Origin of the sequence: Bradyrhizobium sp. YCK136, from assembly GCF_044570075.1 — a bacterium.
Taxonomy (GTDB): Bacteria; Pseudomonadota; Alphaproteobacteria; order Rhizobiales; family Xanthobacteraceae; genus Bradyrhizobium; species Bradyrhizobium diazoefficiens.
In genome coordinates this window covers 510,303-534,572 of record NZ_CP172424.1, presented here as the reverse complement: position 1 = coordinate 534,572, position 24,270 = coordinate 510,303, and the positions used below count along the sequence as shown (strand labels likewise).

Here is a 24,270-nt window from a genome sequence, read left to right as displayed (position 1 = left end):
TCCGCGCACACATCTGCGAGAGAGGCATTTGCGGAGAGATACCCCTCATCCGGCGCTTCGCGCCACCTTCTCCCACAAGGGGAGAAGGAAGAAGAGGTCACCGCCCCCTGAAATTCGCCGCGCGCCGTTCTTCCGTCGCCTTCACACCCTCCTTGAAATCTTCCGTCGCGCGCAGGCGGGTCTGCTCGGCGAGCTCGTGGTTGGTGGCGGCCATGACGCGGTCGGCGAGGCTGGCGCGCATCGTCGCGCGCGTCGAGAGCAGGCCGAGCGGTGAGCACTCGGCGATCTCGCCGGCGAGCTTCATCGCGGCCGACTTCACCTGGTCCTGCGGCACCAGCTCGTTGGCGAGGCCCCATTTGACCGCTTCTTCGCCGGTGACGCGGCGGCTGGTGTAGAACATCAGCTCGGCGTTGTTCTTGCCGATCAGCTCCGGCAGCGTCACGGTCAGGCCGAAGCCGGGGTGGAAGCCGAGTTTTGTAAAGTTCGCGGAGAAGCGTGCTTCGGGGCAGGTGACGCGGAAGTCCGCGGACACCGCGAGGCCCAGGCCGCCGCCGATCGCCGCGCCCTGCACGGCGGCGACGATCGGCTTCTTAGCGCGGAAGATGCGCACGGCCTGGATGTAGAGATGGCTGATCGGGCCAAGGTTGTCGGCCGGGTCGCCCTTCTTCTCGGCCGCGCGCGCTTCCTGGGCTTGTCGCGCAGGGTCGCCAAAATTGGCGCCGGCGCAGAACGCCTTGCCCTGCGCCGAGAGCACCGAGGCGCGGATCTCGATGTCGCGGTCGAACTCGTCGAGCGCGTCCGCGATCTGGTTGATCAGCGAGATGTCGAAGAAGTTGAGCGGCGGACGGCGGATCTCGATGGTGCCGACATGCCCGACCTTGTCGACGCCGATATCTGTATACGTGCTCATGTGGCCTCCTATATCTCGATCTGTCCGTAGCGAAGAACCACCTCTCCCATAGGGAGAGGTCGGCGCGTAGCGCCGGGTGAGGGGCTGCGGTCCCTCGATGGAGCGTAACCCCTCACCCGATTTGCTGACGCAAATCGACCTCTCCCTATGGGAGAGGTGAACGGAGCGCGTGGCCGGGAGCTTGCTTTCATCAGCGCTAGCGCAAGCCAAGTCCGCGCGCGATGATACCGCGGAGCACCTCGGTGGTGCCGCCCTGGATGGTGAGTTTCGGTGCGGTCTTGATGGCGAAGTCGAGCTGCCGCTCCAGCGTCTCGCGGTTGGTCGCGGTCTCCTCGACGAAGGCGGCGAGATCGCGCACGCGATGCGGAAGCTGCTGCTCCCAGACCGTGCCGATGTCCTTGACGATGGAGGCTTCCACCACCGGCTCCTTGCCGGCTTGCAGCATGCCGGCGACGGAGACCGACATGCGCCGCATGGTGTGAAGCTGTGCCACCAGCCGGCCGATGCCTTCGGCGCTGCGTGTGTCCGGATTGGGACCGACCGCGCGGACCAGCTCGGTGAGCACATAGTACGTTTCCAGGAAGCGCTCGGGGCCCGAACGTTCGTAGGCAAGCTCGCTCGTCGCCTGCTTCCAGGCGCCGTCGACCTCGCCGAGCACGTGATCGTCAGGGACGAAGAAGTCGGTGAAGACGACCTCGTTGAACTCGTACTGGCCGGTGATCTGGCCGATCGGGTTCACCTGGATGCCCGGCTGCTTCATCTTGACCAAAAACTGCGTCAGACCGTGACGGCGGTTCTCCTTGGTCGGCGGCGAGGTCCGGAAGATCGCGATCATGTAGTCGGCGATATGCGCCGACGAGGTCCAGATCTTGGTGCCATTGATGAGATAGCCGCCGTCGGTCTTGGTCGCGCGGGTCTTCGCCGCGAACAGGTCCGAGCCGGAATTCGGCTCGCTCATGCCGATCGCAAAGCAGATCTCGCCGCGGCAGATGCGCGGCAGGATCTCCATCTTGATGTGTTCAGGCGCGTATTTCAGCAGCACCGGCCCGCTCTGGCGGTCGGCGACGAAGAAGCGCCGCGTCGGCGCATTCGCCACGCGCATCTCCTCGGTCACCACGTAGCGTTCGAGGAACGAGCGCTCCTGGCCGCCATATTTCTTCGGCCAGGTCATGCCCAGCCAGCCCTTGGCGCCGACCCGGCGGGAAAATTCCGGCGCGTCGGTGTCTTCGCGGTTGGGCTTGTGCGGATCGAAAGTGCCGGCGGCGATCTCCTCGGCGAGGAACGCGCGGACTTCCTTGCGCAATTGCTCGCATTTCTCGGGCAGGCGGATCGGATCGAAACGGAGGGCAGCGGTCATGTGTTTCGTCTCCCGATCAACGCGAAGCTACGAGCGGCCACAGTTCGTCGGCGCCGCGCCTTGCGACCAGCTTGCCGAGCTCGACCGCCCAGTGGCTTTCCGAACCGAAATCGTCGCGCCAGGCCAGCGCCCGCAGCGAATAGCGGTGCAGGATGTGCTCCATGGTGAAGCCGATCGCGCCATGGACCTGGTGCGCGATGGCGCCGCCTTTTTCGGCGGCTTCCGCGCAACGGATCTTTGCCGAGGCGGCCTCCAGGTAGACCTCGTCGTTGAACGCCTTTGCGTTTGCAATGGCATCGGCCGCGGAGGTTGCGGCCGCGAGCGCTGCGGCGGATTCGCCGGCAAGCCGCGCGAGATTGTGCTGCACGGCCTGGAATTTCGAGATCTTCTTCTCGAAGGCGACGCGCTCGTTGGAGTAGCGCACGGAGATGTCGAGCATCGCTTCCAGCGCGCCCGCGATCTGAAGGCTGCGCGCGACGCCGCCCATCAGCATCAGGGCGGTCTGGTCAAAGCCCTTCGGCGCCGGCTTGATCGTGATTGGCTGGGCCTTGTCGAGCGTGACGGTGTCGCTGTGGTCATAGCCGACATTGAGGCCGGATTCGATCCGGCCCTTGCTGGCATCGACCAGCGCGATCGAGACGCCGTCCTTGCCATGCGCCAGCACGGCAAAATGTTTCGCGGCCTTGGCAAAGGGCACGCCGCGGGCGCGGCCGGAGAGCGCGCCGTCGGCATCGAGCGTGATGCGATCCTTCGGCGACGCCGGGGCGACCGTCATCTCGCCTTCGGGCGAGGCGATCCTGGCCTGCGCGAGCAGCCAGCCCGCCAGCATGGTCTCGGCGAGGGGCACCGCGACCGCGAAGCGGCCGGCGGCGTTGAGCAGCGCAAAGCCGTCGGCAAGGCTTGCGCCGGAGCCGCCGAGATCGTCCGGCACCCAGGACAGCGGCAGTCCGGCCTCGCTCAGCGCCTGCCATAGCGGCGCCTGCCAGGAATCCTTCTTGTCGTTGTTGATGGTCTGCGGGTCGGCGAGATCGGCGAAGATCTTCTCCGCGGTCTCGACGACGATATTGTCACTCTCCGCCACAGCGTTCCCCGTGCTTTGCCATTGGCGCGTCCCGCCAAGTCAAGCCGGCGCGCGGTCTCTTCTTGCGCCCGATGATCTGAAAAAGCCATGGCCCTGACAAGCGTTGATCGCAAGCCCATCTGCGGCACCGGCATGGGCGCGAGAACCGATCTGGACTAGGGTCTGTACCTAAATAGCGCCACGTGATTCTCTTGCCTACGTGTTGATTCGGGGGCGAGAGAATGCGCGCTGGTTTGTTTTGGCTGAACGACAGGCAATGGGCGCGTATCGAACCGCATCTGCCGAGGGGACTGACGGGGCCGGATCGGGACGACGACCGACGCATCGTCAGCGGCATCATTCACATGCTGCAATCGGGTGCACGATGGCGTGATTGTCCACGTGAATACGGCCCTTACACGACGATCTACAATCGCTTCAATCGCTGGGCCAAGCGAGGACGATGGTGCGCAATCTTCGAAGCGCTGGCCAAGCCTGGCGAAGACGGCGTCGTACTGTCGCTCGACTCGACCTCGATTAAAGCTCACCGGTGTGCCTCCGGCGGAAAAGGGGGGAGCACAATCAAGCAATCGGCCGCTCGCGCGGAGGCCGCACGACAAAAATCCATGCGCTGAGCGATCCGCTCTGCCGGCCGGTCGTCCTGCATCTGACTCCAGGCCAGGATGCCGATATCGCTGCGGCTCCCGATGTCCTGGCGCTCGCGCCACCCATGAGCGTGCTCCTCGCCGACAAAGGGTATGATGGCGACAAGCTTCGCGGCGAAATCATTCGTCGTGGCGCCAAGCCCGTAATCCCCAATAAATCTAACCGTGTCGTCATCCATCGCTTCAACAAACGCGCCTACAAAGGACGAAATGTCATCGAACGCTGCTTTTGCAGGCTCAAGGACTTCCGGCGCATCGCCACGCGATATGACAAGCTCGCCCGTAATTTTTTGGCCGCTGTTCATCTCGCCGCTCTCGTCGCATATTGGCTCAATTGAGTCTGGACCCTAATTCCGCTTAGCGGAGTTTGCTCGATTTGCAGGGTGCGGCAAACTCGCTAAACAGGGCCAGCGACCCAAGGCTTGCATCAGATACAGGGGAAGGAAATCCGGATGGCCAAAGACAGCTTATGCGCAATCGTGACGGGGTCCGCATCCGGACTTGGCGCAGCGACCGCGGAAATTCTCGCACGGAGCGGGGCGCGGCTCGTCATCAACTATTCGTCGAGCCAGAAGGAAGCCGAGGCCACGGCAGAGCTCTGCCGCAACGCGGGCGCTGCGGAAGTCCTGGTCGCCCAGGGCGACGTTTCCAAGGATGAGGATTGCCGCAAGATCGTTGCGGCAGCCAGCGGCTGGGGCCGGCTCGACGTGCTCGTCAACAATGCCGGCACCACCAAGCATGTCGCCCATGCCGATCTCGACGGATTGTCGGCGGAAGATTTCCAGCGCCTTTACGGCGTCAACACCATCGGCCCGTTCCAGATGGTGCGCGCGGCGCGCAGCCTGCTGGAAGCCGGCGCGAAGGCGTCGGGGCGCCCGTCGGCGGTGGTCAACGTGTCGTCGGTCGCCGGCATCAGCGGCGTCGGCTCGTCGATCGCCTATGCCGCGAGCAAGGGCGCGCTGAACACGATGACGCTGTCGCTGTCGCGGGCGCTGGCGCCGCTGATCCGCGTCAACACGGTATGCCCCGGCTATATCGACACGCCCTGGTTCACCAAGGGCCGCGGCGAGGCCGGCGCAAAGCAGGTGCGCGACAGCGTGGTGGCGAAGGTGCCGCTGAAGGTCGCGTCAACCGCCGACGACATCGCGCAGCTCGTCTGCTTCCTGGCGATGCCGGCCTCCAGCAACATGACTGGCGAGGTCGTGCGCATGGACGCTGGCATGCATTTGATTGCGTGACTCTACACGACGTCATTCCGGGGCGATGCGTTAGCATCGACCCCGGAATCTCGAGATTCCGGGTTCGCGCGTTGCGCGCCCCGGAATGACGGTGGCTACCCCTTGATCACGCCGCTCGCCACCAGCCGGTGCCAGATGAACAGCACCACCACCGCGCCGATCGTGGCCATGATGAAGCCGGCGCCCTGGTCCGCGCCGTAATGCCCGATCGCCTGGCCGACGAACGTCGCCAGAAACGCACCGGCGATGCCTAGGATGGTGGTGAGGATGAAGCCGCTCGGATTGTTCGGCCCCGGCGCGAGCCAGCGCGCGATGAGACCGGCGATGAAGCCGACGACGATGATCCACAACAGGCCGCCCATGCTCATGACAATGCTCCCCTTCCCGAGAACGCGCAGATCAATCTTGACTAAATTCTGCCCGAGAGTTCGTTCTCGGTCGGCAGCCGTCCATCCGGCGTCAGGTGGTCGATCACCTGCGGCAGATATTGGCTGAGGCCGGAGAGCAGCTCCTCGCGCGACAGGCCGCTCTGGGCGGACAGGCTCTCGATCTGGTCCGCGCCGAGTGCGCTGGCGAGATCGCCGGGCGCGATCGGCTTGTTCTGGCCCTTGCCGACCCACGAATTCGCGGTCTCACCGTGGCCGCCCTGCTGGAGCTGATTGAGGAGATCGCCGAGCCCGCCGCTCAGCACGGTGCCGGCCGCGCCGCCCGCGAGCAGGCCCCCGAGGCCGCCTTTGAGCAGATCGCCGAGACCGCCGCCGCTCCCTCCGGGAAGCGTGGCGTTGCCCGTATTGACAGGCGTCGGAGGCGGCAGCGGTGAGCGCTGCTGCGGGGCGGGCGCGTCGCCCGGCTGGCCTGCTGTCAGATGCTTGAATGCCTTCCAGGCGAGCAGGCCGAGCAGCGCCATGGTCATCGGCGACATGCCGCCGGAGGATGGTTGCTCGCCCGTGCGCGATCCGTGCGGGCCGTTCTGCATGCCGTTGAGGACGTCGAGTAGACCCATGGTGCTCTCCTTTGGCGTTCTCGTTCGGCGAGTTTGCCGTTCCCGTTCGGCGAGCGCTCGCCGCTGACAAGCCCCCCGGGGCGAAAACATATGGGGCTCTCATGACCGTTACAAGGCGGACGCGCCGTAGCCGCGAGGCCCCCGGCTCTGCTATCGAAGGCCGGTGAGGTCAGGTGGTTGCGGATCGACCGATCGTGGTGGCCGGCGCGGGCGCCATCGGCTGTTTCGTCGGCGGCATGCTGGCGGCTGCCGGCCGTCGCGTCGCGCTGCTGGTGCGGCCGCGGGTGAAGACCGAAATCGAGCGGTTCGGCCTGCGGCTGACCGATTTCGACGGCTCCGAGAAGAAGCTCGGGGCCGGTCAGCTCGCGCTGTCGGAGGATCCCGCGATCTTCCATAGTGCCGGCATCGTGCTGGTGACCGTGAAGAGCGCCGACACCGCCGATGTCGCGGACCAGATCGCGCAGCACGCGCCGCAGGACGCTGTCATCGTCTCGCTTCAGAACGGCGTCGGCAATGTCGCGGTGCTGCGCGAGCACCTCGGCGGCCGGCGCGTGCTCGCCGGCATGGTGCCGTTCAACGTGATCGCGATGGGCGAGGGGCGCTTCCACCGCTCGACTTCCGGCGACATCCATGTCGGAGAGGACGCCGAGAACACGGCCGCGGCGCTCTCGGTGCCCGGTCTGTCGATGCGCGCGAGCCGCGACATCACCGGCGTGCAATGGGGCAAGCTGATCATCAACCTGAACAACGCGCTCAGCGCATTGTCGGACATGCCGCTCGCCGCGCAACTGGCAAGCCGCAACTGGCGAAAACTGTTCGCCGAACAGATGGCAGAGGGGTTGGCTGCGATGAAGGCCGCCGGCATCAATCCGGTCTCCGCGACGCCGATCCCGCTGAACTGGACGCCGACATTGCTGAGATTGCCCGACATGATCTTCAACGCGATCCTGGGGCGGACCATGAAGATCGATCCCGAGGCGCGCTCTTCGATGTGGCAGGACCTGAAGCAGGGCCGCAAGACCGAGATCGACTATCTCCAGGGCGCGGTCATCGCGCTTGCCGAGCAGAGCAATGTCAATGTGCCGCTGATGCGCCGCATTGTTGCGCTGATCAAGGAAGCTGAAGTCGCCGGCAACGGCCCTCCCGGGCTGACGCCGCAGCAGATTCGCGGGTAGCGCCTGAGTGCATGCCGCGCGACCGGAGGAGTAACGATGAGGCGTTTCTTGATGATCGGATTCGCACTGGCCGTGCTCTGCGGCGCGTCCACGTTTGCGGAAGCCCGGCCGCCGACGGTCATGAACTCTCCCGGTTATGACAGGCGATTGCAGGAGAGCAGGTCGCAGTTGGGCAGTTCACCGGCGACAGCGCCGGCGGATGCGCCGGTGGTCAAACCGAAGCGCAGCAAGAAGAAGCAGCCGAACTGAGGATGTCGGGTGGGCAAAGCGAAGCGTGCCCACCATCTTCCTTCTTGCCGGAATGGTGGGCACGGGGCGCGAAGCGCGCGCCTTTGCCCACCCGACGGTCAGTGCGAGAAGCTCACCCCTTCTTCGCCGGCTTGCTCGGCGTCGGGCTGAACAGCTTCTTCAGATCGTTCAGGCTTTCCGACAGCCGCGGCCATTCGCAGGAGAACGAGCCCTTGGTGCAGGGTGCGCCCTTCGGCCTCGGGCCCACGGCCTGCTGCACCTTCGGCCGTTCGACCGGGACGGGCACGCGCTCGACGTCGGTCCGCAGCGCGACCTGCTGGAGCTGCTGCACCTGTTGTTCCTGCTGCTCGCGCTGCTGACGCGCGGTGGCCTGGGCCGCTTCATTGCTGCGGCGCTGATTGGCGAGATAGGCGGTGTAGGCTTCGTCGATCTTCTTCTGCTCTTCCGGCGTCGGGTTGGGACCTGCGATATCGAAGGTGCGGTCCTGGAGGAAGTCGTAATAGGAGTAGCCGCCGCCCGGCTTGCGGCGTCCGGCGAACTTGGCGTTGCAATCCGCAAGCGCCGACGTTTTCTCCGCCTTGGTCGTGGCCTTCTCGGCGGCATCAGCGCATTCCTCGAAGTCGACAGGCGCGCGCTTCCACCATTGCGCTTGGGCATGCGCGTGCGTCAGCAGAAAAAATCCTGCTGCAGCAACGAGAAGCGCCGCACGACGCGATGCAAACACGGACCACATTCTACGAGAGCATTCCTTGCAAAACTCAACCCGAACTGAGTCGGGCCAATTTTTGCCTCTTTATCGCCGGCTTGTCACCCATGGAACTCGGGAATTTCATGACTGCAATGCTGACATTTTTTGCTTGACGTGGCGCGGGAGTCACAGCCGTACGGCACGTCATGCGCTTAGAGTTCTATCCATTCGGAGGCGAAGGGGAATGTTTGTCATGAGAGCGCTGGCCTGTCTTGCCGCACTCGTCCTGGTGCTGATCTGCGGCCATGCCTTTGCAGCGGACGAAGATGCGCCCAACCGCAAGCCGGTGAAGGCGATCGGCGATGCACGGCTCTCGGTCGGCGGCCGGGGAACGCTGCGGCTCTACCTCTCCCGCGACTGGTCGATGCCGCAGCCCGCGATCTCGCGCGCCGTCATCGTGCTGCACGGACGCCTGCGCAACGCCGACGAATATTACATATCGGCCAACAACGCGCAGGCCGCGGCGGGCGACGACGGCAAGGCCGCACTGATGATCGTGCCGCAGTTTCTCGCCGAGATCGATATCGAAGCGCACAAGCTGACGGAGGACACGCTGCGCTGGTCGCTGGAGGGATGGGAGGGCCCGATGCTGCGCTTGCGCCCAATCCGGTCTCCTCGTTCGAGGCGCTCGATGCGATCCTCGCAAGACTCGCCGACCGGCGCGTCTTCCCGAACCTGAAGCAGGTCGTGGTTGCCGGCCATTCCGGCGGCGGACAGGTCGTGCAACGCTATGCCATCGCCGGCAAGGGCGAGACGGCGCTGTCGCGCCAGCACATCGACGTCCGCTATGTCGTCGCCAACCCCTCGTCCTATGCCTATTTCAGCGCCGACCGGCCGGTGCCCGCAATTGCCGCGTCCTGTCCGGGCTACAACAACTGGAAATACGGCATGGGCGACCGGCCGCCCTATCTCGCCGACGCGACGCCGGCGGCGCTCGAGCAGCGCTATGTCGAGCGCGAGGTGATCTATCTGCTTGGCACGCTCGACACCAACCCGAAGCATTCCGCGCTGGACAAGAGCTGCATGGCGGAGGCGCAGGGGCCTTATCGTTACGCCCGCGGCCACGCTTACGTGGACGCGATGGCCAAGCGCGATCACGGTACGCCAAACCACCGGGTCTGGGACGTTCCCGGCGTCGGTCATGACGGCGACAAGATGCTGACCTCGAAATGCGGGCTCGCGGCCCTGTTCGATATTCCGGGCTGCGGCGCCGAGCGCTGACGCCGCTGCCTTGAAGCTCCGGCTCCGGCTGTTACACTTCGCACCGCGAGCGTCTCACCCCGAGGCGCCGCCAAGAAGACGAAGTGGAAACGCCTGATGCTGCTGCCCCTGTCCGACGTGCCGCGCTGGTACGCTGAGCGCAAACCCCAAGGCGCGATCGCCGTCCGCCACGGGCAGGATACGCTGACATGGGACGAGCTCGAGCGCGGCGCCAACCGGCGCGCGCGGGCGTTCGCGGCCAAGGGCGTCAAGCCCGGCGATTTCGTCGCGATCGGTCTTCCCAACGGTAATGCATTCTTCGAGACCTCGTTTGCGATTTGGAAGTGCGGGGCGACACCGACCTCGCTGTCATGGCGGTTGCCGCGCGGCGAAGCCGCCGCGGTGCTCGACATCCTCAAGCCTGCGCTGGTGGTCGGCGGCGAGGCCGATTGGAACGCGCCGAACCGTCTGCCTGCGGATTTCGTGCCGGAAGGATTTTCGGACGAGCCGCTGACGCCGCCGGTGGCGCGCTACTGGAAGGCCATGACCTCAGGCGGCTCGACCGGCCGCCCGAAAGTGATCCTCGATCATCACCCGGCGGTGACCGACACCGTCGCCGCGCCGGCGCTCAACATCCCCTTCGGGGTCTCGCTGCTCAATCCCGGCCCGCTCTACCACAATGCGCCGTTCATCGTGTCGCACACCGCGCTGTTCGCCGGCGGCCAGCTCACCGGCCTCGTCAAGTTCGACGCCGAGGAGACGCTGCGGCTGATCGAACGCGAGCGCGTGCAGTGGGTCAATTTCGTGCCGACCATGATGCACCGGATCTGGGCGCTGCCCGAGAACGTGCGCAACGCCTACGATGTCTCGAGCCTTCAGACCGTGTTTCACATGGCGGCTCCGATGCCGCCCTGGCTGAAGGAGAACTGGATCGCCTGGCTCGGGCCCGAGCGGGTCTGGGAGCTCTATGGCGGCACCGAGCGGCAAGGCTCCTGCATCATATCAGGCACGGAATGGCTGACCCACAAGGGCTCGGTCGGCAAGATCGGCGAGATGGCGCGCCTGCGCATCATCGGCGAGGACGGCAACGACGTCGCGCCGGGCGAGACCGGCGAGATCTATTTCCTCAACAATGACGGCAAGGACGCCACCTATCACTATCTCGGCGCCGAGCCGAAGCGGCGCGCCGACGGCTGGGAATCGCTCGGCGATATCGGCAGGCTGGATGCGGAAGGCTATTTCTATCTCGGCGACCGCCTCGCCGACATGGTGCTGCGCGGCGGCGCCAACATCTATCCGGCCGAAGTCGAGGCCGCCGTCTCCGCCTGCCCCGGCGTGCGCTCCTGCGTGGTGGTGGGATTGCCTGATCCAGAATTGGGCCAGCGCGTGCATGCCATCATCGAGCAGGAGCTGGATGCGGACGGCCAGGTTATCGCCGACGGCATGGCGGAGTTCTTGAAGGACAGGCTCAGCCGCTACAAGCACCCCGAGAGTTTCGAGATCGTCAGCGCCCCGCCGCGCGATGATTCCGGAAAAGTGCGCCGCACGCTGTTGCGCGACGAGCGCGCGGCGTGGATGAAGGAGGGGCGCGCCTTCCGGATCTGGCCGGCGAAGGCGCGGGCGCACGCCGAATAAGAAAATTCACGAAAGGACTCTTTGACATGACCATCACGATCGCAGCCAACAGCGTGCCGAAGCCGCCGGCCGACATCATCGAGGGCTTTCGAGGTGCGCCGACCTCCGTCATTTCAGACAACCTCGCCCGCTTGCCGGGCGCGGTGGGGCTGAAGCCCTATCATCGCGGCGGCAAGCTGGTGGGCACGGCCTTCACGGTGCGCACCCGGCCCGGCGACAATCTCGCCATCCACCGCGCGCTCGATCTGGTCGGTCCCGGCGACGTCATCGTGGTCGATGGCGGCGGCGACGAGACCCGCGCGCTGGTCGGCGAGATCATGAAGAACATCGCGCAGTGGCGCAAAGCCGAAGGCTACGTCATCGACGGCGCGATCCGCGATGTCGCGGCGTTCGCGGCTGATGACTTCCCCTGCTATGCCCGCGCGGTGATCCATCGCGGCCCCTACAAGAACGGCCCCGGCGAGATCAATGTGCCTGTTACGGTCGGCGGCAGCGTGATCTCGCCCGGCGACATCGTGGTCGGCGACGAGGACGGCGTGGTGTCGTTTCCCGCGGCTGGTTCGGCCGCGTTGCTGGAAGCCGTGCGCGCCCAGGTCGCGCGCGAGGAGGAGACGCTGAAGGCGATCCGCGAGGGCCGCTATCAGGGCTCCTATGGCAAGTCCTGATCGGCACGAACGAAGGGGAGGATGGCGTGAGCCAGAACGAAGAGTTCCACAATCTCGACGACGCCAGCGACGGGCTGTTCCGCGAGCTTGCGGCGGGGGTGACCACGCGCATCTTCTCCGGCGAGCAGGCGATGCTGTCGGTGGTGACGCTGGCGCCGCACGCGCAGGGTACGCTGCACTACCATCCCGAGGAGCAATGGGGCGTGCTGCTCGACGGCTCCGCCATCCGCGTCCAGGGCGATGAGGAGATCCCCGTGAAGAAGGGCGACTTCTGGCGCACGCCGGGCAATGTGCCGCACACCATGCGCGCCGGCCCCGAGGGCGCCCGCGTGCTGGACATCTTCAGTCCACCGCGGCCAGAATACAGAAAACCCGGGTCGGGTTTCGGGACGACCTAAGCGCCAAAGAGCAAAAGCCGGGCGCGGAAACACAAGGGAGGGGACCATGACGATCACACGACGGGCGCTGCTGGCAGCGCCCGCAATCCTGGCGATGGCGCCCGCGGCGGCGCAGGCCGGCAAGATCACCCTGGTCGTGCCGTTTCCGCCGGGCGGCTCGACCGACGCGATGGCGCGGCTGCTCCAGAGCAATCTGCAAACCAAGCTTGGCCGCATCGTCGTGGTCGAGAACAAGTCGGGCGCCGCCGGCGCGCTCGGCGCCGCGCAGGTCGCCAAGAGCCCGGCGGACGGCACGACGTTCCTGGTCACCTTCGATTCCCACGCGGTGATCCCGTCCATCCTCGACAAGCCGCCGGTGGACGTCGAGCGCGAGCTGATGCCGGTGCTGCTAGTCGGCACCGCGCCTTACGTGATCGCGGCCGGCGCCGGCCGTCCCTACAAGAGCTTTGCCGACGTGGTGGCGGCCTGCAAGGCAACGCCCGGCGCGGTGAAATACGCCTCCGTCGGCATCGGCACGCTCGGCCATCTCGCCATGACCGTGCTCGGCAACAAGGCCGGGGTCGAGATCATGCACGTGCCCTATCGCGGCGGCGGCCCCGCGATGAACGACGTGCTCGGCGGCCATGTCGATCTGATCGCGGGATCGGCGGCGCTGGTCGCAGCCCAGCTCGGCTCCAACATGCTGCGTCCGATCCTGCAGCTCGGCCGCGAGCGGCTGCCGGCGCTGCCCGATACGCAGACCGCGATCGAGGCGGGCTTTCCGGACTTTGAGACGCTGGCCTGGTGGGGCATCTTCGCGCCCGCGGGCACGCCGCCTGAGATCGTCGCCGCCATGGCGACGGCGTCCAGGGAGATCCTGAGCGAACCCGCGACCGCAGCCCAGCTCAAGGAGACCCAGCACATGACGCTGCTGCTCGAGGACGGCGCCGCCTTCAAGACCTTCTTCGACAAGCAGGTCGCCTATTGGGGCAAGGTGGTGCGCGAGAACAATATCAGGGCATGAGAGGCCTCTTCCCGGGATTGCCATCCCGGGTCCAGTGCGCTCGCGCGGGCTTGAGCGTCAGAGCATCTTGCCGACGATCTTTGTCATATCTGCCGCCGAAAACGCGCGCAGCGTTTCGGTGCGGACATTGCCGAGTGCGCTGAGACTAAGGCTGAGCGACATCGCGGCAGCCTCATCTGGAGCCTCGAGAACGGTTACAACGTCATACCGTCCCTGCGTCCAGACGATCTCTTTCACGGTCACTCCGAACGTCTTGGCCATCTCCTTGAAGGCGTCGGCCCGCTTCGGCGAGTCCTTGACGTTGCGGACTCCCTGATCGGTGAAGTTTCCCAGCACGACATAGGTTACCATGGTCGTCCTCCCTCGTTAGAACCCAGATACAATTCTCGCTTGAGGCAACCGCGCCGAGCTTGCCACGGCGGCTGAGAGAGCGCTACTTGCGCGTTGGGAACGTCAGCGGGTGTGACTTATTCGGTCAGGACAATGGACGCGCGAAACTGAGCTCGTGGCCGTCGGGGTCGGTGAGATGGAAGTAGCGCTCACCCCATTCCGCATCGCGAGGCGTGCTCGATGGCTGCCAACCGGCTGCGCGGGCGCGCTCGTAGGTCCCGTCGACATCGGCGACGTAGAAGATGACGCGCCCCCACCAGGACCAGTGCTTGTCGTCCGGTTGTGCGGTCAGGTTGAGATAGCCGGTCCCGGCGCGAAAGCTGGTGAATGCAGCGGCCTCGCCGCCATACAGGAGTTCGAACCCGAGCGAACGGTAGAAGTGCACGGCGCGCGCCATGTCATGGGTGCCGAGTGTGATGGCACTGATGCCCTCGATCATGGTGCCGGCTCCTGGACCCGGTTTTGGGCTGGGACCATGGTACACCCCTAACGCAGTTTGACGACCATCGGCGCGGCGCATCGCTGACCCCGTCTGGCGACTGGCGATCCCAATCCTGCTCTGCTAAGAGGGGTCGAAACCCGCCTCCCGCGGGTTCCGCGGTCCCGTAGCTCAGCCGGATAGAGCGGCGGTTTCCTAAACCGTAGGTCGGATGTTCGAGTCATCCCGGGATCGCCATTTTGTCATGGGCATTGGCCGCTATTTGGCGGGTCCATCGGCGCAAAAATTGCTAGAAGCGAACGGCTTCCTTCCTTGCTGGCCCGGCTGACCTGCTAGCCACGCCTCACTGCCCATCCGGAGACGACAATGCCTTTCGACTTGATCCTGCGCGGCGGCCGTGTGGTCGACCCGTCCCAGAAACTCGACGCCGTGACCGATGTCGGCTTTGCCGGCGGCAAGGTCGCTGCGGTGGGCAGCGGGCTCAAGGCGGATCCGGGCACGGAGGTGCGCGACGTGTCACGCTACATCGTGACGCCGGGGCTGATCGATCTCCACACCCATGTCTATTGGGGCGGCACCTCGCTCGGCATCGATGCCGAGGAATTCTGCCGCCTCTCCGGCGTCACCACGGCGGTGGACACCGGCAGCGCGGGGCCCGGCAATTTCGCGGGCTTCCGCAAGCATGTGATCGAGCCGAGCCAGGTCCGCATTCTCGCTTACCTGCACGTCTCGCATGCCGGCATCTTCGGCTTCTCGCACCGGATCATGGTGGGTGAGAGCGAGGAGTTGCGGCTGATGAATCCGATCGAGGCGGCCAAGGTGACGGATGCCAACCGCGATCTCATCGTCGGCATCAAGGTGCGCGTGGGCTTGCACTCCTCGGGCACGTCGGGGGCCGTGCCGCTCGACATCGCGCTCGAGGTCGCGAACGAGGTCGGCATGCCCCTGATGGCGCATATCGACCATCCGCCGCCGAGCTATGAGGACGTGCTGGCGCGCCTGCGGCCCGGCGACGTGCTGACCCATGCGTTCCGCCCTTTCCCCAACACGCCGGCGACGGCGCAGGGCACGGTGAAGAAGGCGGTGCTGGATGCGCGCGAGCGCGGCGTGCTGTTCGACATCGGCCACGGCAAGGGCTCGTTTGCCTTCAAGACCGCGCGCGCGATGCTCGCCAACGGCTTCTATCCGGACACGATCTCCTCCGACATCCATCAACTCTGCATCGATGGCCCGGCCTTCGACCAGGTCACGACCATGTCGAAGTTCCTGTGCATGGGCATGGAGCTGTCCGATGTGGTCGCCGCTTCGACGGTGAACGCGGCGATGGCGGCTGCGCCGCCCCGAGCTCGGCAGCCTCAAGCCGGGCTGCGTCGGCGACGCCACGCTGATTTCGGTCAGGCAGGGCCAGTTCGACTATGAGGACGTCGTCGGCGAGCACCTGATCGGCGATCGCAAGATCGTTTCGGAGGGCGTGGTCATCGGTGGCCGCTGGTTGCATCCGAATTGAGCGGATCAGGCTTGCTCGCGATAGAATTGCAGCAACCGCGTGCCCGCCGGCGAGAGCCAGTCGGGTGCGCCGGTGATGTAACCCTCGACGTGGTTGCTCGCGCCGACCAGATAGGTCACGGGCATGCCGACGAGCGTGAAGGCCGAGGCTGAGGCTTCCGTCGTGTCATACGCATCGACGTAGCAGGCGAGCTTTTGCACGGCTAGACCGCCGAGGAACGCGCGGATCTTGCGCAGGTCCTTCGTATCGGTGCAGATCGCGACAACGTCGAGCCGATCCGGCCGCGATCCCGCGAGGCTTGCGAGCACGGGCAGGTCGAGCCGGCAGGCCGCGCACCACGTCGCCCAGAAATTGACGAGCGTAATCCGGCCCGGCCGCGCCGTCAGCACAACGTCTTTTCCGTGCAGGTCCTGAAGCCTGAGCTGCGGCATCGTTGCGCGAGGCCGCACGACGGTAAACTGGCTGCGGCCGGCCTCCAACACCGGCGGCCAGGCGGGATCGCCGCCCTGCGCGCGGCTTGCGCGCGGAGGGACAAGGGCCGCCGGCGCGGCCATCAGCAGCGCTCGCCTGGACAGTGTCGTGCCGGGCGCACGAGGCTTCTCACGCATGGATATAGGCCCAGCCCTTCAATTGCAGATCGACGACGCGGCCGATCCCGAACGGGACGAGGCTCGCGCCCGATATCAACGGAATCGAGACCTGCTCCTTGGCTTCGGCGATCGCCTTCGACGACGCGCACATGCTGTAGGTGAGATTGTGCAGCGACTGCCGCAGCGTCGCGAGCGGCTCGACCAGCGGAGTCTTGTCCGCCCGGAAGACGTCGATGCCCTTGCCGTTGGCGACGACCTCGATCAGCAATCGCGCGCCCTTGTCGGCAAAGTGCTTTGCGAGATTGGCCGAGTAGCTGATCGCATGTCCCATGACATAGGGCTCGTTGCTGTCGATCAGGATCACGACGCCGTCGGCGAGACGATCCTCCCTGGCGGCGGCGCCGCCCGCGGTGAGGATCGCGGTGCCTGCGAGCAGACCCCTCCGGGACCATCCATTGGCTGAGATCATGGCGGCGGCGTTCCTGCCGGTCAGAGCTGACGCGGCGTAATCGGCGCCTTGCGGTCGCGTCCCCACAGCACGAACAGGCTGAGCGCGAGCAGGACGACATTGAGCGGCGTGACATCAGTCTCGCCACGCGAGAGGTGGAAGACGAGCGCGAACACCTGCAACACGGTGCAGCCGAGCGCGGCCAGCACCGTCAGCCGCGGCAGGATCCGCGTCAGGGCCGGAAGCAGGATGCCGATCCCGCCGGCAAGGTCGATCAGTCCGATGATTCGGACGAAGGTTTCGGAATACTGCCCGGCCCAGGGCATCATCGCGGCCAGCTGAGGGATAGGCGTGAGCAGCTTGACCAGCCCGGCCGAGGCGAAGACGAAGAAGATCAGGCCCTGTGCGGCCCAGAGGCCGATGCGAAGGGCGCGGCCCGGGGTGGCGGTTTCGAAGGTGGTGGCGGTCATGGTGGGTCTCCAGGGTCTGTGGGTCGCCACCATTTGATGGTTTCGCCTCATTTGATCATTATGCGTTCCATGATTTATTCCTTTCCTGGATGTTGATGATTTCATGGACTCGCTGGTCAGCATGAGGGTGTTTTGCCTGGTCGCGGAGCTGAAGAGCTTTGCGACCGCGGCGCAGCGCCTGCGCATTTCGCCCGCCATGGCGAGCAAGCACGTGATGCAGCTCGAGAAGCGGCTGGGCACGCGGCTGCTCAACCGCACCAGCCGGAGCGTCAGCCTGAGCGAGAGCGGCGCGCTCTATTTCGAGCAGGCGCGGCAGATGCTGGATTCGCTCGACGAGGTCGAGGCCGCCGTCAGCAAGGCGACCGTCGTTCCGCGCGGTACGTTGCGGCTGACCGCGCCGGTGTGGATGGCGAATGCGATCTTTGCGGGCGTGCTGGCGGATTACCAGGCTCGCTATCCGGAGGTGTGCCTCGACGTCGATCTCAGCGGGCGGCTGGTCAATCTGGTCGAGGAGGGATTCGATCTCGCCTTGCGCGCGACCGGCACGCCGGACGAGGCGCTGATCGCGCGTCCCATCACCAAGGTCCCCTTCTTGTTGGTTGCAGCCCCTGCGTTCCTCAAACGCGCCGGACGCCCGACGAAGTTCGCCGATCTCGCCGGCCAGGCGCTGTTGCACTACGCGCTCTATCCGGGAGAGAGCTTCTCCGTGAACAGGAACGGCACGGTCGAGACCATCAAGCTCAACCCGGTCCTGCGCAGCGGCAACGAGACGCTGCTCCACATGGCCGCGCTGGAAGGCATGGGCTTCGCCTTCCTGCCGAAATGGCTGGTCGCGGACGACATCGCCGCCGGCCGGCTCGTGCACATCCTGCCCGACGACATCATCTTCGAAGGGCGCCTGTTCGCGGTCTATCCGAGCCGCAAATACCTCTCCGCGAAGGTGAGGACCTTCATCGACTTCATCGCGGCCGACAAGCGGATGAGGTAACCAGCCGGATCACAGCGACCTTGCGATCAACAGCTTCATGATCTCGTTGGTGCCGCCATAGATCTTCTGGATGCGGGAATCGATGAAGATGCGCGAGATCGGGTATTCCTGCATGTAGCCGTAGCCGCCGAACAGCTGCAGGCATTCGTCGGCGGTCTGGACCTGCTTGTCCGAGCACCAGTATTTCGCCATCGACGCCGTGACGGTGTCGAGATCCCCGGCGACCAGGCGCTCGATGCACCAGTCGACGAAGACGCGCGCGATCATCGCTTCGGTCTTGCGCTCGGCGAGCGTGAAGGCGGTGTTCTGGAAATCCATCAGCGGCTTGCCGAAGGCCTTGCGTTCCTTGGTGTACTCGGTGGTGAGCTTGACCGCGCGCTCCATCGAGGCGACGGCGCCGACCGCGAGCGCGAGGCGCTCCTGCGGCAATTGCTGCATCAGCTGGACAAAACCCTGGCCTTCCTCCTTGCCGAGCAGGTTTTCCGGCGGCACCGTGACGTTGTCGAAGAACAGCTCCGACGTGTCGGAAGCGTGCAGGCCGATCTTGTCGAGGTTGCGCCCGCGCTTGTAGCCGTCCGCGCCTGCGGTCTCGACCACGATCAGCGAAATGCCTTTCGCACCGGCTTCGCCCGTGCGCGCGACCACGACGACGAGATCGGCGGCCTGGCCATTGGTGATGAAAGTCTTCTGGCCGTTGATGACGTAGGAATTGCCCTGCTTCTTCGCCGTGGTCTTCACGGCCTGGAGGTCATAGCCGGTGCCGGGCTCGGTCATGGCGATGGCGCCGACCATCTCGCCGCTCGCCATCTTCGGCAGCCAGCGCTTCTTCTGCTCCTCCGAGCCGTAATTGAGGATGTAGTGCGCGACGATGGCGCTGTGCACGGAGACGCCGGTCGTCAGCTCCGGCACCGTGCTCTCGAGATCATCCAGCACGGCGGCGTCAATGCCAGCCAGGCCATGTCAGGCCGGCCCGGTTCCCGCGTCATCACGCTGCGTGCAGGCACCGTGGACAGCGAAACCCTCGCCATCACGGTGCGGGACAGCGGCCCGGGCATCCCGCCTGATGACATGGCACGCCTGTTCGATCCGTTCTTCACGACAAAGGACGGCGGAATGGGCATGGGGCTTGCGATCTGCCGAAGGACGCTGGAAGCTCACGGCGGCCGATTGTCGGTGGTGAGCACCCCGGGCTCGGGAGCGACATTCCACCTGACATTGCCATATAGCCAAGAACACGCCTCGCCATGACACGACCAAACCAGGCTCAGCCGCCGACGCAATCCTCAAGCGCGACTGTCATCATCGTCGATGACGATGCGGGCATCCGCGCCTCGCTCGACAGCCTGTTCCGATCCGTCGGCCTCGAGACGCGCCTGTTCGGCTCGCCGGCGGAACTGCTCGGCGGCTCGCTGCCCGGCGGCCCAGGCTGCATCGTGCTGGACGTCCGCCTCCCGGGCGTGAGCGGGCTCGATCTGCAGAGCCAGCTCGTCCGGCAGGGCATCAGCTATCCGATCATCTTCATGACGGGCCATGGGGACATTCCGATGTCGGTGCGTGCCATGAAGGCCGGTGCCGTCGATTTCCTCTCCAAGCCGTTTCGCGACCAGGACATGCTCGATGCGGTGACGGCGGCGCTCGAACGTGATGCGCAGCACCGTGCCGAAGCCGCGACCAAGGAGGACATCCGCGCCCAGTACGAGACCCTGACGGCGCGCGAGCGCGAGGTGATGGGCCATGTCACCGCCGGCCTGATGAACAAGCAGGTCGCGGCCCTGATCGGCCTCAGCGAGATCACGGTCAAGATCCACCGCGGGAACGTCATGCGCAAGATGGGGGTTCGGTCGCTGGCCGACCTCGTCCGCAAGGCCGAGGCGCTGGGGGTATCCCAAACCCGCGGGACTACGGATCACACCTGAGTATAATTCCTGCGGGACTGCCCCGGGTGCATAAGGCGCCATCGGCCGCGCAAAGGGAGATGCCCTCCTTGCGGAACACCGCGGTCAGGATTGTGTGCCAATGGCCAAAACCCCGGTGATTGCGATCGTAGACGACGACGAAGGCGTTCGCACGTCGCTGGCGAGCCTGGTGCGCTCGATCGGCTACGAGGCCCAGGCCTACGAATCCGGCATGGATTTCCTGCGGCAGGCACCGGGAGACGATCCGGCATGCATGATCGCCGACGTCCAGATGCCTGTCATCACCGGCGATGAGCTGCAGGCACAGTTGATCGCGTCCGGCCGACGCTTCCCGATCATCTTCATGACGGCATTTCCAAGCGAATCCGTGCGCCGGCGCGTGATGGCGGCTGGCGCGCATTGCTATCTCGGCAAGCCCTCCAGCGGTGACGAGATCATCCGCTACCTCGAAGAGGCGCTGGCAGGCCACGCGCCGTAGTCCGCAAGACGGCCCCTGCCCCCAACCGGACGCGCATTCCGGCAAGCGGGTTGGTGGACCGGAAATACCGGCAAGCCCCGCAAACCTCATATTCGGCGCTGATTTTGCGAGATCGGCAGGCCCGCACGCTCTGCCGGAAACGGATGGGGCACGATGCCAGTGAACACCACAAGTGCCGCCGCGCCGCGTCCGCTGGTCTTTGCCGGCTTTCCGGCAAGTTCCTGGGCGTTCGCGCTTCGGGTCTGGCTGGCGATGCTGCTCGCGTTGTATGTGGGCTTCTGGCTCGAGCTCGAATCCCCGTCGTCGGCGGCCCTCACCGTGGCTGTGCTGGCGCTGCCGACACGCGGTCAGGGTATGGAAAAAGCCGGTTACCGCCTGCTCGCAACCGTCATCGGCGTCATCGCCTCGATCGCGATCGCCGGCCTATTTTCCCAGACCGGCGGCCTCCTGCTGGTGGTGTTGGGCATCTGGGTCGGGCTTTGCACCTATGTGGCCGGCCTGCTGGATGGCAATCGCGCCTATGCGGCGGCACTCTGCTGCATCACCGTCGCCCTGATCGCCGTCGAGCAGATCGACACGCCGCTACAGGTGTTCCCGACCGGCGTCGCGCGTGGCGCCGCCATCGGCATCGGCGTCCTTGCGGTGGCGCTTGTGAACGAGGTTCTGGCCGCGCCGAGCTATCATCCGGTTCTGGCAAGCCGCATCGAAGTGCTGCACCGCCGGGTCACGGATCTCGCGCGAGATGCCGAGCGCGGCGAGACTCCATCCGCGGCCGTTGGGGCTGGACTGCTGCATGACATCGCGGCGGTGCGTCCGGAGATCGCCAGCCTGACGACGGAATCGAGCATCGGCACGGCAAGGACCGCGGCCGCGCGTTCCGCGCTGGTCGATCTCGTCAGCGCGTTCTCGCTCGGTCGCATGCTCGCAGCGCTCCCTGCCGCGTCCGCGCTGGCGCCAGATGCAGCCGGGCTGGTCGCGATATCCCGATCCTGGCTCCGGGCCGAAATCGGCCGAAACAACGCGCTAGTCCGCGGCAGCCTCGATGCGCTGCGCGAAGGGACGAGCCCGTATCGTGCATGGCGCGCGCCGCTCTATCGCTCGCGCCGCATCGCGTCCGAGACTGGCGCACGGGCTGCGATCTCGTTCACGCTGATTGCAATTGTCTTCGTCCTGACGGGCTGGCCGACCACCGAGCTCTGCCTCTCGCTCGTTGCGGTGATCATCGGCCTCGGCTCGACGTCACCCTCGCCGCGCAACTTCACGATGGTGGCGGTGATGGCGACGCCGATCGCCTGCGTGCTGGCCGGCATCCTGAAATATCTCGTCTTCAACGGTGTGTCCGAGTTTCAGCTGCTCGCGATCGGTCTTGCGCCTGTCGTCATCGGCCTCGCACTGCTGATCACGCTGCCGAGCCCCATGCTGTCTTCAATCGGCCGCCTCGTGCTGGTGTTCACCCTCGTCGTGCTCGCACCAACCAATCCGCAGAGCTACGACCCCGAGGTGTTTCTCGTGACGAGCCTGTTTGTCTGCCTGTCGTCGACGCTGGTCTTCGCGGCGCAGTTGCTGCTGCCTCCCTTGTCGGGCGACCGGCGAGTTCGCCTGCTGCTGGGAGAGGCCCGGCGCGAACTGAGCCGCGCCGACGGTGGACGAGCCCGCCACCTCGCGCCGGAGGAAGCCGCCTTTCGCGACGCGGCGCGGATCGAGCAGATTTTGACCGCAAACGGCCCCTCCGCGATCGACGATCAGATGGCCGGCACGGCGATGCGCTGTTTCGACCAGGCCGCAGCCCTGCGGCGTTGCCGCGCCGAACTGGACCGGGTCGGACAGGGGCCGCTGGCCGTAGCGCCGCAGGCCGCGCGAGAGGCCCTCACCCGTCGGAACAGCGGCGTGATCCTCGCTGCAGCCGAGGCGCTGCACCAGTCGGCAGCACGAAGCGACCTGTCGGCCAGCGCGGCCATTGCCGCGCTGATTGCGGCAAGCGTGGCCTTCGCGCCGTCACAATCTCCGGCCGACTCCAGCCAAGGGAAACGACCATGATGAACACCTATCGGGAACTCGTCATCGGCGGCGTGCTCATTGCACCCATCGTTTCCTATGCGGCAACCGCGCTACTCGCGTTCCTGTTGCTGCGCCCGCTGCTGCGCTTCATCGGATTCGCGAGAGTCTTCAGCAACCCGTCGCTGGCCGAACTTTGCCTCTACGTGGCGATGTTCGGCATGCTCGCACTGTTCTTCTAGGGAGAAGAGTCATGGAAGCTACCCTGCCCCGCGACGCCGCCCCGCTTCGCAGCGAACCATCAGCCGAAGCACCGGGCGATGCCTCAAGTACCGCGGAGGGCTCCGCCGCACCGGAGACCGTGGCACGCGACACCAGCGATCGCACGGCGGACACCGTCAGACCTCCGACACAGGCAACGCCCTCCGCGAGGCCGCTGCGCAAGGCTGTCGGCCGATTCATGCTCGGCGCCGGCAAGCATCTCGCGACCCTCGGCATCGCATTGGTCGCCGTCTTGATATCGGTTGCGACTTGGCAGCACTACGTCACTGCTCCCTGGACGCGGAACGGCAGCGTGCGTGTCCAGGTCGCCAATGTCGCGCCGCAGGTTGCAGGCAAGATCGTGGCGCTGCGGGTTGGCGACAACCAGTTCGTCCACAAGGGCGACGTCCTTTACGTCATCGACCCCTTCGACTTCGAAGTGGCCGTCCGAATCGGCAAGGCGCTGGTTGACCAGCGGGCCGCGGATCTGGAGGTGAAGCAGGCCGAGTTCGACCGGCGTCGGCATCTGTCCAACCTCGCAACGACGCCCGAAGAGCAGCAGATCTATGCAGGCAACGCAGCGCAGGCGAAGGCCGCCTACGAGGCGGCGGCACACCAGCTCGCACAGGCGGAGCTGAATTTGAAACGGACCAGCGTGACCAGTCCCGTCGACGGTTACGTCACCAATCTCCTGCTGCGCGCAGGCGACTATGCCGTCACCGGCGTCAGCAACATCTCGGTGATCGATTCCAACAGTTTCTGGATCGACGGCTATTTCGAGGAAACCAAGATGGCTCGCGTCTGCGTCGGGGATCGCGCGGAAGCGCAATTGATTGGCTACGCCAAGCCGATCCTCGGGCATGTGAAGACCGTGACGCGCGGCGTCAGCGTGTCGAACGCCGCTGCGGGCACGCAGGGCCTGCCCAATGTCGACCCGATCTACACCTGGGTGCGGCTTGCCCAGCGCGTACCGGTTCGCGTCGCCATCGACACGGTGCCGCCGGATGTGCCACTGGTCTCGGGCATGACGGCGACGGTGACAATCCGACAGCCCTCCGCGGGCGATCACCAGACCCGGTTCGACTGGTTCCGCGCGAGCTTCGTGGATCCCCTCACTGATCTGTTCGGCGCAGGACAACCGCCGCGTGCGAACTGCCTGCAGGCCACATCCCAGCAACGCCCCGAGGTGGAAGCGATCCCGTATTCGCGCGAACCCGCGGTTCCCTCGGCACAGTCGATCGCGCCCGGCCTTACACCCGGCATCGACGCCTCGCCACGTCTGCCCTGAACACGTCTGCTCTGAATTAGACGAACACGCCCGACCGAACGAGACGGCGCCGCGTCAAACCTCTGGTCCGGCCGGTGCTGCGCTCTAACATCAGACCTCACGACACATGTGCTTGATCCCTTTGGTTCAATTGAACTCTTTGCGACATGCGGTCGCACCTCTCGCATTTGCAAAATCTAATACCGCTTAAGCAT

At 65.7% G+C, this 24,270-nt stretch carries 26 protein-coding genes, 1 tRNA gene and 3 pseudogenes; 18 read left to right on the top strand and 12 right to left on the bottom strand.

The features are described 5' to 3' along the window. Positions 1 to 97: 97 nt before the first annotated feature. The 3 genes from ACFLEY_RS02575 to ACFLEY_RS02565 form a co-directional block, all read right to left on the bottom strand. A complete protein-coding gene (locus ACFLEY_RS02575; RefSeq protein WP_060909916.1) occupies positions 98 to 910 on the bottom strand; it encodes an enoyl-CoA hydratase/isomerase family protein in 813 nt (270 codons plus the stop codon). A gap of 196 nt (positions 911 to 1,106) precedes the next feature. Continuing rightward, entirely contained in the window at positions 1,107 to 2,267 is a 1,161-nt protein-coding gene (locus ACFLEY_RS02570; RefSeq protein WP_060909917.1) for an acyl-CoA dehydrogenase family protein, read from the bottom strand. A 16-nt stretch (positions 2,268 to 2,283) separates the two neighbouring features. After that, on the bottom strand, positions 2,284 to 3,348 hold the full coding sequence (locus ACFLEY_RS02565) for an acyl-CoA dehydrogenase family protein (RefSeq protein ID WP_060909918.1): 1,065 nt from the start codon (positions 3,346 to 3,348) through the stop codon (positions 2,284 to 2,286). Between the two features lie 221 nt (positions 3,349 to 3,569). On the opposite strand from ACFLEY_RS02565, the gene ACFLEY_RS02560 reads away from it, so the two are divergent. Then, a protein-coding gene (locus ACFLEY_RS02560; RefSeq protein WP_110115998.1) for an IS5 family transposase occupies positions 3,570 to 4,330 on the top strand; the annotation gives its coding sequence in 2 pieces (ribosomal slippage) (positions 3,570 to 3,909 and positions 3,909 to 4,330; 762 coding nt in all). 114 nt (positions 4,331 to 4,444) lie between these two features. Further along, positions 4,445 to 5,230 carry an SDR family NAD(P)-dependent oxidoreductase gene (locus ACFLEY_RS02555; RefSeq protein ID WP_011082969.1) on the top strand — a complete coding sequence of 262 codons (786 nt, stop codon included), beginning with the start codon at positions 4,445 to 4,447 and terminating at the stop codon, positions 5,228 to 5,230. A gap of 95 nt (positions 5,231 to 5,325) precedes the next feature. On the opposite strand, the gene ACFLEY_RS02550 is transcribed toward ACFLEY_RS02555, so the two are convergent. Continuing rightward, positions 5,326 to 5,598: a GlsB/YeaQ/YmgE family stress response membrane protein gene (locus ACFLEY_RS02550; RefSeq protein ID WP_161532573.1), complete on the bottom strand. Its 273-nt coding sequence runs from the start codon at positions 5,596 to 5,598 to the stop codon at positions 5,326 to 5,328. Between the two features lie 41 nt (positions 5,599 to 5,639). Next, entirely contained in the window at positions 5,640 to 6,233 is a 594-nt protein-coding gene (locus tag ACFLEY_RS02545; protein WP_161532572.1) for a YidB family protein, read from the bottom strand. Between the two features lie 173 nt (positions 6,234 to 6,406). Between ACFLEY_RS02545 and ACFLEY_RS02540 the strand changes: the two genes are divergently transcribed. Further along, positions 6,407 to 7,408 (top strand): 2-dehydropantoate 2-reductase, encoded by a 1,002-nt coding sequence (locus tag ACFLEY_RS02540; RefSeq protein ID WP_060909919.1) that lies wholly within the window; start codon positions 6,407 to 6,409, stop codon positions 7,406 to 7,408. Between the two features lie 36 nt (positions 7,409 to 7,444). Next, entirely contained in the window at positions 7,445 to 7,657 is a 213-nt protein-coding gene (locus tag ACFLEY_RS02535) for a hypothetical protein (RefSeq protein ID WP_028175138.1), read from the top strand. A gap of 112 nt (positions 7,658 to 7,769) precedes the next feature. Here ACFLEY_RS02535 and ACFLEY_RS02530 read toward each other — a convergent pair whose 3' ends face one another. Beyond that, positions 7,770 to 8,390: a hypothetical protein gene (locus tag ACFLEY_RS02530; RefSeq protein ID WP_038966637.1), complete on the bottom strand. Its 621-nt coding sequence runs from the start codon at positions 8,388 to 8,390 to the stop codon at positions 7,770 to 7,772. Between the two features lie 208 nt (positions 8,391 to 8,598). Between ACFLEY_RS02530 and ACFLEY_RS02525 the strand changes: the two are divergent. From ACFLEY_RS02525 to ACFLEY_RS02505, 5 genes and pseudogenes are all read left to right on the top strand, one after another. Beyond that, positions 8,599 to 9,626 (top strand): annotated as a pseudogene (locus ACFLEY_RS02525) (alpha/beta hydrolase). A 96-nt stretch (positions 9,627 to 9,722) separates the two neighbouring features. Next, positions 9,723 to 11,240 carry an AMP-binding protein gene (locus tag ACFLEY_RS02520; RefSeq protein ID WP_060909920.1) on the top strand — a complete coding sequence of 506 codons (1,518 nt, stop codon included), beginning with the start codon at positions 9,723 to 9,725 and terminating at the stop codon, positions 11,238 to 11,240. Between the two features lie 26 nt (positions 11,241 to 11,266). Further along, the gene (locus tag ACFLEY_RS02515; protein WP_060909921.1) at positions 11,267 to 11,905 is read left to right on the top strand and encodes an RraA family protein; all 639 of its coding nucleotides are present in this window, start codon (positions 11,267 to 11,269) and stop codon (positions 11,903 to 11,905) included. Between the two features lie 26 nt (positions 11,906 to 11,931). After that, positions 11,932 to 12,303 (top strand): cupin domain-containing protein, encoded by a 372-nt coding sequence (locus ACFLEY_RS02510; protein ID WP_060909922.1) that lies wholly within the window; start codon positions 11,932 to 11,934, stop codon positions 12,301 to 12,303. A 46-nt stretch (positions 12,304 to 12,349) separates the two neighbouring features. Then, on the top strand, positions 12,350 to 13,306 hold the full coding sequence (locus ACFLEY_RS02505) for a tripartite tricarboxylate transporter substrate-binding protein (RefSeq protein ID WP_060909923.1): 957 nt from the start codon (positions 12,350 to 12,352) through the stop codon (positions 13,304 to 13,306). A 57-nt stretch (positions 13,307 to 13,363) separates the two neighbouring features. Here ACFLEY_RS02505 and ACFLEY_RS02500 read toward each other — a convergent pair whose 3' ends face one another. Further along, a complete protein-coding gene (locus tag ACFLEY_RS02500; RefSeq protein ID WP_011082959.1) occupies positions 13,364 to 13,657 on the bottom strand; it encodes a GYD domain-containing protein in 294 nt (97 codons plus the stop codon). 124 nt (positions 13,658 to 13,781) lie between these two features. Then, complete coding sequence (locus tag ACFLEY_RS02495) at positions 13,782 to 14,135, bottom strand: VOC family protein (RefSeq protein WP_038966633.1); 354 nt, start codon at positions 14,133 to 14,135, stop codon at positions 13,782 to 13,784. A 160-nt stretch (positions 14,136 to 14,295) separates the two neighbouring features. Between ACFLEY_RS02495 and ACFLEY_RS02490 the strand changes: the two genes are divergently transcribed. Next, positions 14,296 to 14,372 (top strand) — tRNA-Arg (locus ACFLEY_RS02490). 129 nt (positions 14,373 to 14,501) lie between these two features. Beyond that, positions 14,502 to 15,642, top strand: a pseudogene (locus ACFLEY_RS02485) (amidohydrolase/deacetylase family metallohydrolase). Positions 15,643 to 15,647: 5 nt separating this feature from the next. Here the strand turns inward: ACFLEY_RS02485 and ACFLEY_RS02480 are convergent. Genes ACFLEY_RS02480 through ACFLEY_RS02470 form a run of 3 tightly spaced genes read right to left on the bottom strand, consistent with a single transcriptional unit; the run spans position 15,648 to position 17,150 of the window. Beyond that, positions 15,648 to 16,250: a TlpA disulfide reductase family protein gene (locus ACFLEY_RS02480; RefSeq protein WP_060909972.1), complete on the bottom strand. Its 603-nt coding sequence runs from the start codon at positions 16,248 to 16,250 to the stop codon at positions 15,648 to 15,650. Next, on the bottom strand, positions 16,243 to 16,701 hold the full coding sequence (locus ACFLEY_RS02475; protein WP_060909973.1) for a DsrE family protein: 459 nt from the start codon (positions 16,699 to 16,701) through the stop codon (positions 16,243 to 16,245). The genes ACFLEY_RS02480 and ACFLEY_RS02475 overlap by 8 nt, the downstream gene beginning before the upstream one ends. A gap of 20 nt (positions 16,702 to 16,721) precedes the next feature. Further along, positions 16,722 to 17,150 (bottom strand): DoxX family protein, encoded by a 429-nt coding sequence (locus ACFLEY_RS02470; protein WP_060909974.1) that lies wholly within the window; start codon positions 17,148 to 17,150, stop codon positions 16,722 to 16,724. A gap of 103 nt (positions 17,151 to 17,253) precedes the next feature. Here ACFLEY_RS02470 and ACFLEY_RS02465 point away from each other — a divergent pair, with 103 nt between their 5' ends. Further along, entirely contained in the window at positions 17,254 to 18,138 is an 885-nt protein-coding gene (locus tag ACFLEY_RS02465) for a LysR family transcriptional regulator (RefSeq protein WP_396604509.1), read from the top strand. Positions 18,139 to 18,147: 9 nt separating this feature from the next. Here the strand turns inward: ACFLEY_RS02465 and ACFLEY_RS02460 are convergent. Next, positions 18,148 to 19,080: pseudogene (locus ACFLEY_RS02460) on the bottom strand (acyl-CoA dehydrogenase family protein); the annotation flags it as partial. 15 nt (positions 19,081 to 19,095) lie between these two features. On the opposite strand from ACFLEY_RS02460, the gene ACFLEY_RS02455 reads away from it, so the two are divergent. The 6 genes from ACFLEY_RS02455 (at position 19,096) to ACFLEY_RS02430 (ending at position 24,076) form a co-directional block, all read left to right on the top strand. Next, a complete protein-coding gene (locus tag ACFLEY_RS02455; protein WP_396604508.1) occupies positions 19,096 to 19,386 on the top strand; it encodes a sensor histidine kinase in 291 nt (96 codons plus the stop codon). Beyond that, the gene (locus ACFLEY_RS02450; protein ID WP_060909818.1) at positions 19,383 to 20,054 is read left to right on the top strand and encodes a response regulator transcription factor; all 672 of its coding nucleotides are present in this window, start codon (positions 19,383 to 19,385) and stop codon (positions 20,052 to 20,054) included. The genes ACFLEY_RS02455 and ACFLEY_RS02450 overlap by 4 nt, the downstream gene beginning before the upstream one ends. A 100-nt stretch (positions 20,055 to 20,154) precedes the next feature. Beyond that, a complete protein-coding gene (locus ACFLEY_RS02445) occupies positions 20,155 to 20,532 on the top strand; it encodes a response regulator transcription factor (RefSeq protein WP_028175265.1) in 378 nt (125 codons plus the stop codon). Between the two features lie 153 nt (positions 20,533 to 20,685). Continuing rightward, the gene (locus ACFLEY_RS02440; RefSeq protein WP_060909817.1) at positions 20,686 to 22,569 is read left to right on the top strand and encodes an FUSC family protein; all 1,884 of its coding nucleotides are present in this window, start codon (positions 20,686 to 20,688) and stop codon (positions 22,567 to 22,569) included. Beyond that, on the top strand, positions 22,566 to 22,769 hold the full coding sequence (locus ACFLEY_RS02435; RefSeq protein ID WP_060909816.1) for a DUF1656 domain-containing protein: 204 nt from the start codon (positions 22,566 to 22,568) through the stop codon (positions 22,767 to 22,769). Before ACFLEY_RS02440 ends, ACFLEY_RS02435 begins: the two co-directional genes overlap by 4 nt. 11 nt (positions 22,770 to 22,780) lie before the next feature. Then, positions 22,781 to 24,076: an HlyD family secretion protein gene (locus tag ACFLEY_RS02430; RefSeq protein ID WP_060909815.1), complete on the top strand. Its 1,296-nt coding sequence runs from the start codon at positions 22,781 to 22,783 to the stop codon at positions 24,074 to 24,076. The last annotated feature ends 194 nt before the right edge of the window (positions 24,077 to 24,270 follow it).

Coding starts and splice junctions, on each gene's coding strand:
- ACFLEY_RS02575 (WP_060909916.1), bottom strand. CDS start 910: ATGAGCACGTATACAGATATCGGCGTCGACAAGGTCGGGCATGTCGGC.
- ACFLEY_RS02570 (WP_060909917.1), bottom strand. CDS start 2,267: ATGACCGCTGCCCTCCGTTTCGATCCGATCCGCCTGCCCGAGAAATGC.
- ACFLEY_RS02555 (WP_011082969.1), top strand. CDS start 4,445: ATGGCCAAAGACAGCTTATGCGCAATCGTGACGGGGTCCGCATCCGGA.
- ACFLEY_RS02550 (WP_161532573.1), bottom strand. CDS start 5,598: ATGAGCATGGGCGGCCTGTTGTGGATCATCGTCGTCGGCTTCATCGCC.
- ACFLEY_RS02545 (WP_161532572.1), bottom strand. CDS start 6,233: ATGGGTCTACTCGACGTCCTCAACGGCATGCAGAACGGCCCGCACGGA.
- ACFLEY_RS02535 (WP_028175138.1), top strand. CDS start 7,445: ATGAGGCGTTTCTTGATGATCGGATTCGCACTGGCCGTGCTCTGCGGC.
- ACFLEY_RS02530 (WP_038966637.1), bottom strand. CDS start 8,390: ATGTGGTCCGTGTTTGCATCGCGTCGTGCGGCGCTTCTCGTTGCTGCA.
- ACFLEY_RS02520 (WP_060909920.1), top strand. CDS start 9,723: ATGCTGCTGCCCCTGTCCGACGTGCCGCGCTGGTACGCTGAGCGCAAA.
- ACFLEY_RS02515 (WP_060909921.1), top strand. CDS start 11,267: ATGACCATCACGATCGCAGCCAACAGCGTGCCGAAGCCGCCGGCCGAC.
- ACFLEY_RS02505 (WP_060909923.1), top strand. CDS start 12,350: ATGACGATCACACGACGGGCGCTGCTGGCAGCGCCCGCAATCCTGGCG.
- ACFLEY_RS02500 (WP_011082959.1), bottom strand. CDS start 13,657: ATGGTAACCTATGTCGTGCTGGGAAACTTCACCGATCAGGGAGTCCGC.
- ACFLEY_RS02495 (WP_038966633.1), bottom strand. CDS start 14,135: ATGATCGAGGGCATCAGTGCCATCACACTCGGCACCCATGACATGGCG.
- ACFLEY_RS02480 (WP_060909972.1), bottom strand. CDS start 16,250: ATGCGTGAGAAGCCTCGTGCGCCCGGCACGACACTGTCCAGGCGAGCG.
- ACFLEY_RS02475 (WP_060909973.1), bottom strand. CDS start 16,701: ATGATCTCAGCCAATGGATGGTCCCGGAGGGGTCTGCTCGCAGGCACC.
- ACFLEY_RS02470 (WP_060909974.1), bottom strand. CDS start 17,150: ATGACCGCCACCACCTTCGAAACCGCCACCCCGGGCCGCGCCCTTCGC.
- ACFLEY_RS02465 (WP_396604509.1), top strand. CDS start 17,254: ATGGACTCGCTGGTCAGCATGAGGGTGTTTTGCCTGGTCGCGGAGCTG.
- ACFLEY_RS02455 (WP_396604508.1), top strand. CDS start 19,096: ATGTCAGGCCGGCCCGGTTCCCGCGTCATCACGCTGCGTGCAGGCACC.
- ACFLEY_RS02450 (WP_060909818.1), top strand. CDS start 19,383: ATGACACGACCAAACCAGGCTCAGCCGCCGACGCAATCCTCAAGCGCG.
- ACFLEY_RS02445 (WP_028175265.1), top strand. CDS start 20,155: ATGGCCAAAACCCCGGTGATTGCGATCGTAGACGACGACGAAGGCGTT.
- ACFLEY_RS02440 (WP_060909817.1), top strand. CDS start 20,686: ATGCCAGTGAACACCACAAGTGCCGCCGCGCCGCGTCCGCTGGTCTTT.
- ACFLEY_RS02435 (WP_060909816.1), top strand. CDS start 22,566: ATGATGAACACCTATCGGGAACTCGTCATCGGCGGCGTGCTCATTGCA.
- ACFLEY_RS02430 (WP_060909815.1), top strand. CDS start 22,781: ATGGAAGCTACCCTGCCCCGCGACGCCGCCCCGCTTCGCAGCGAACCA.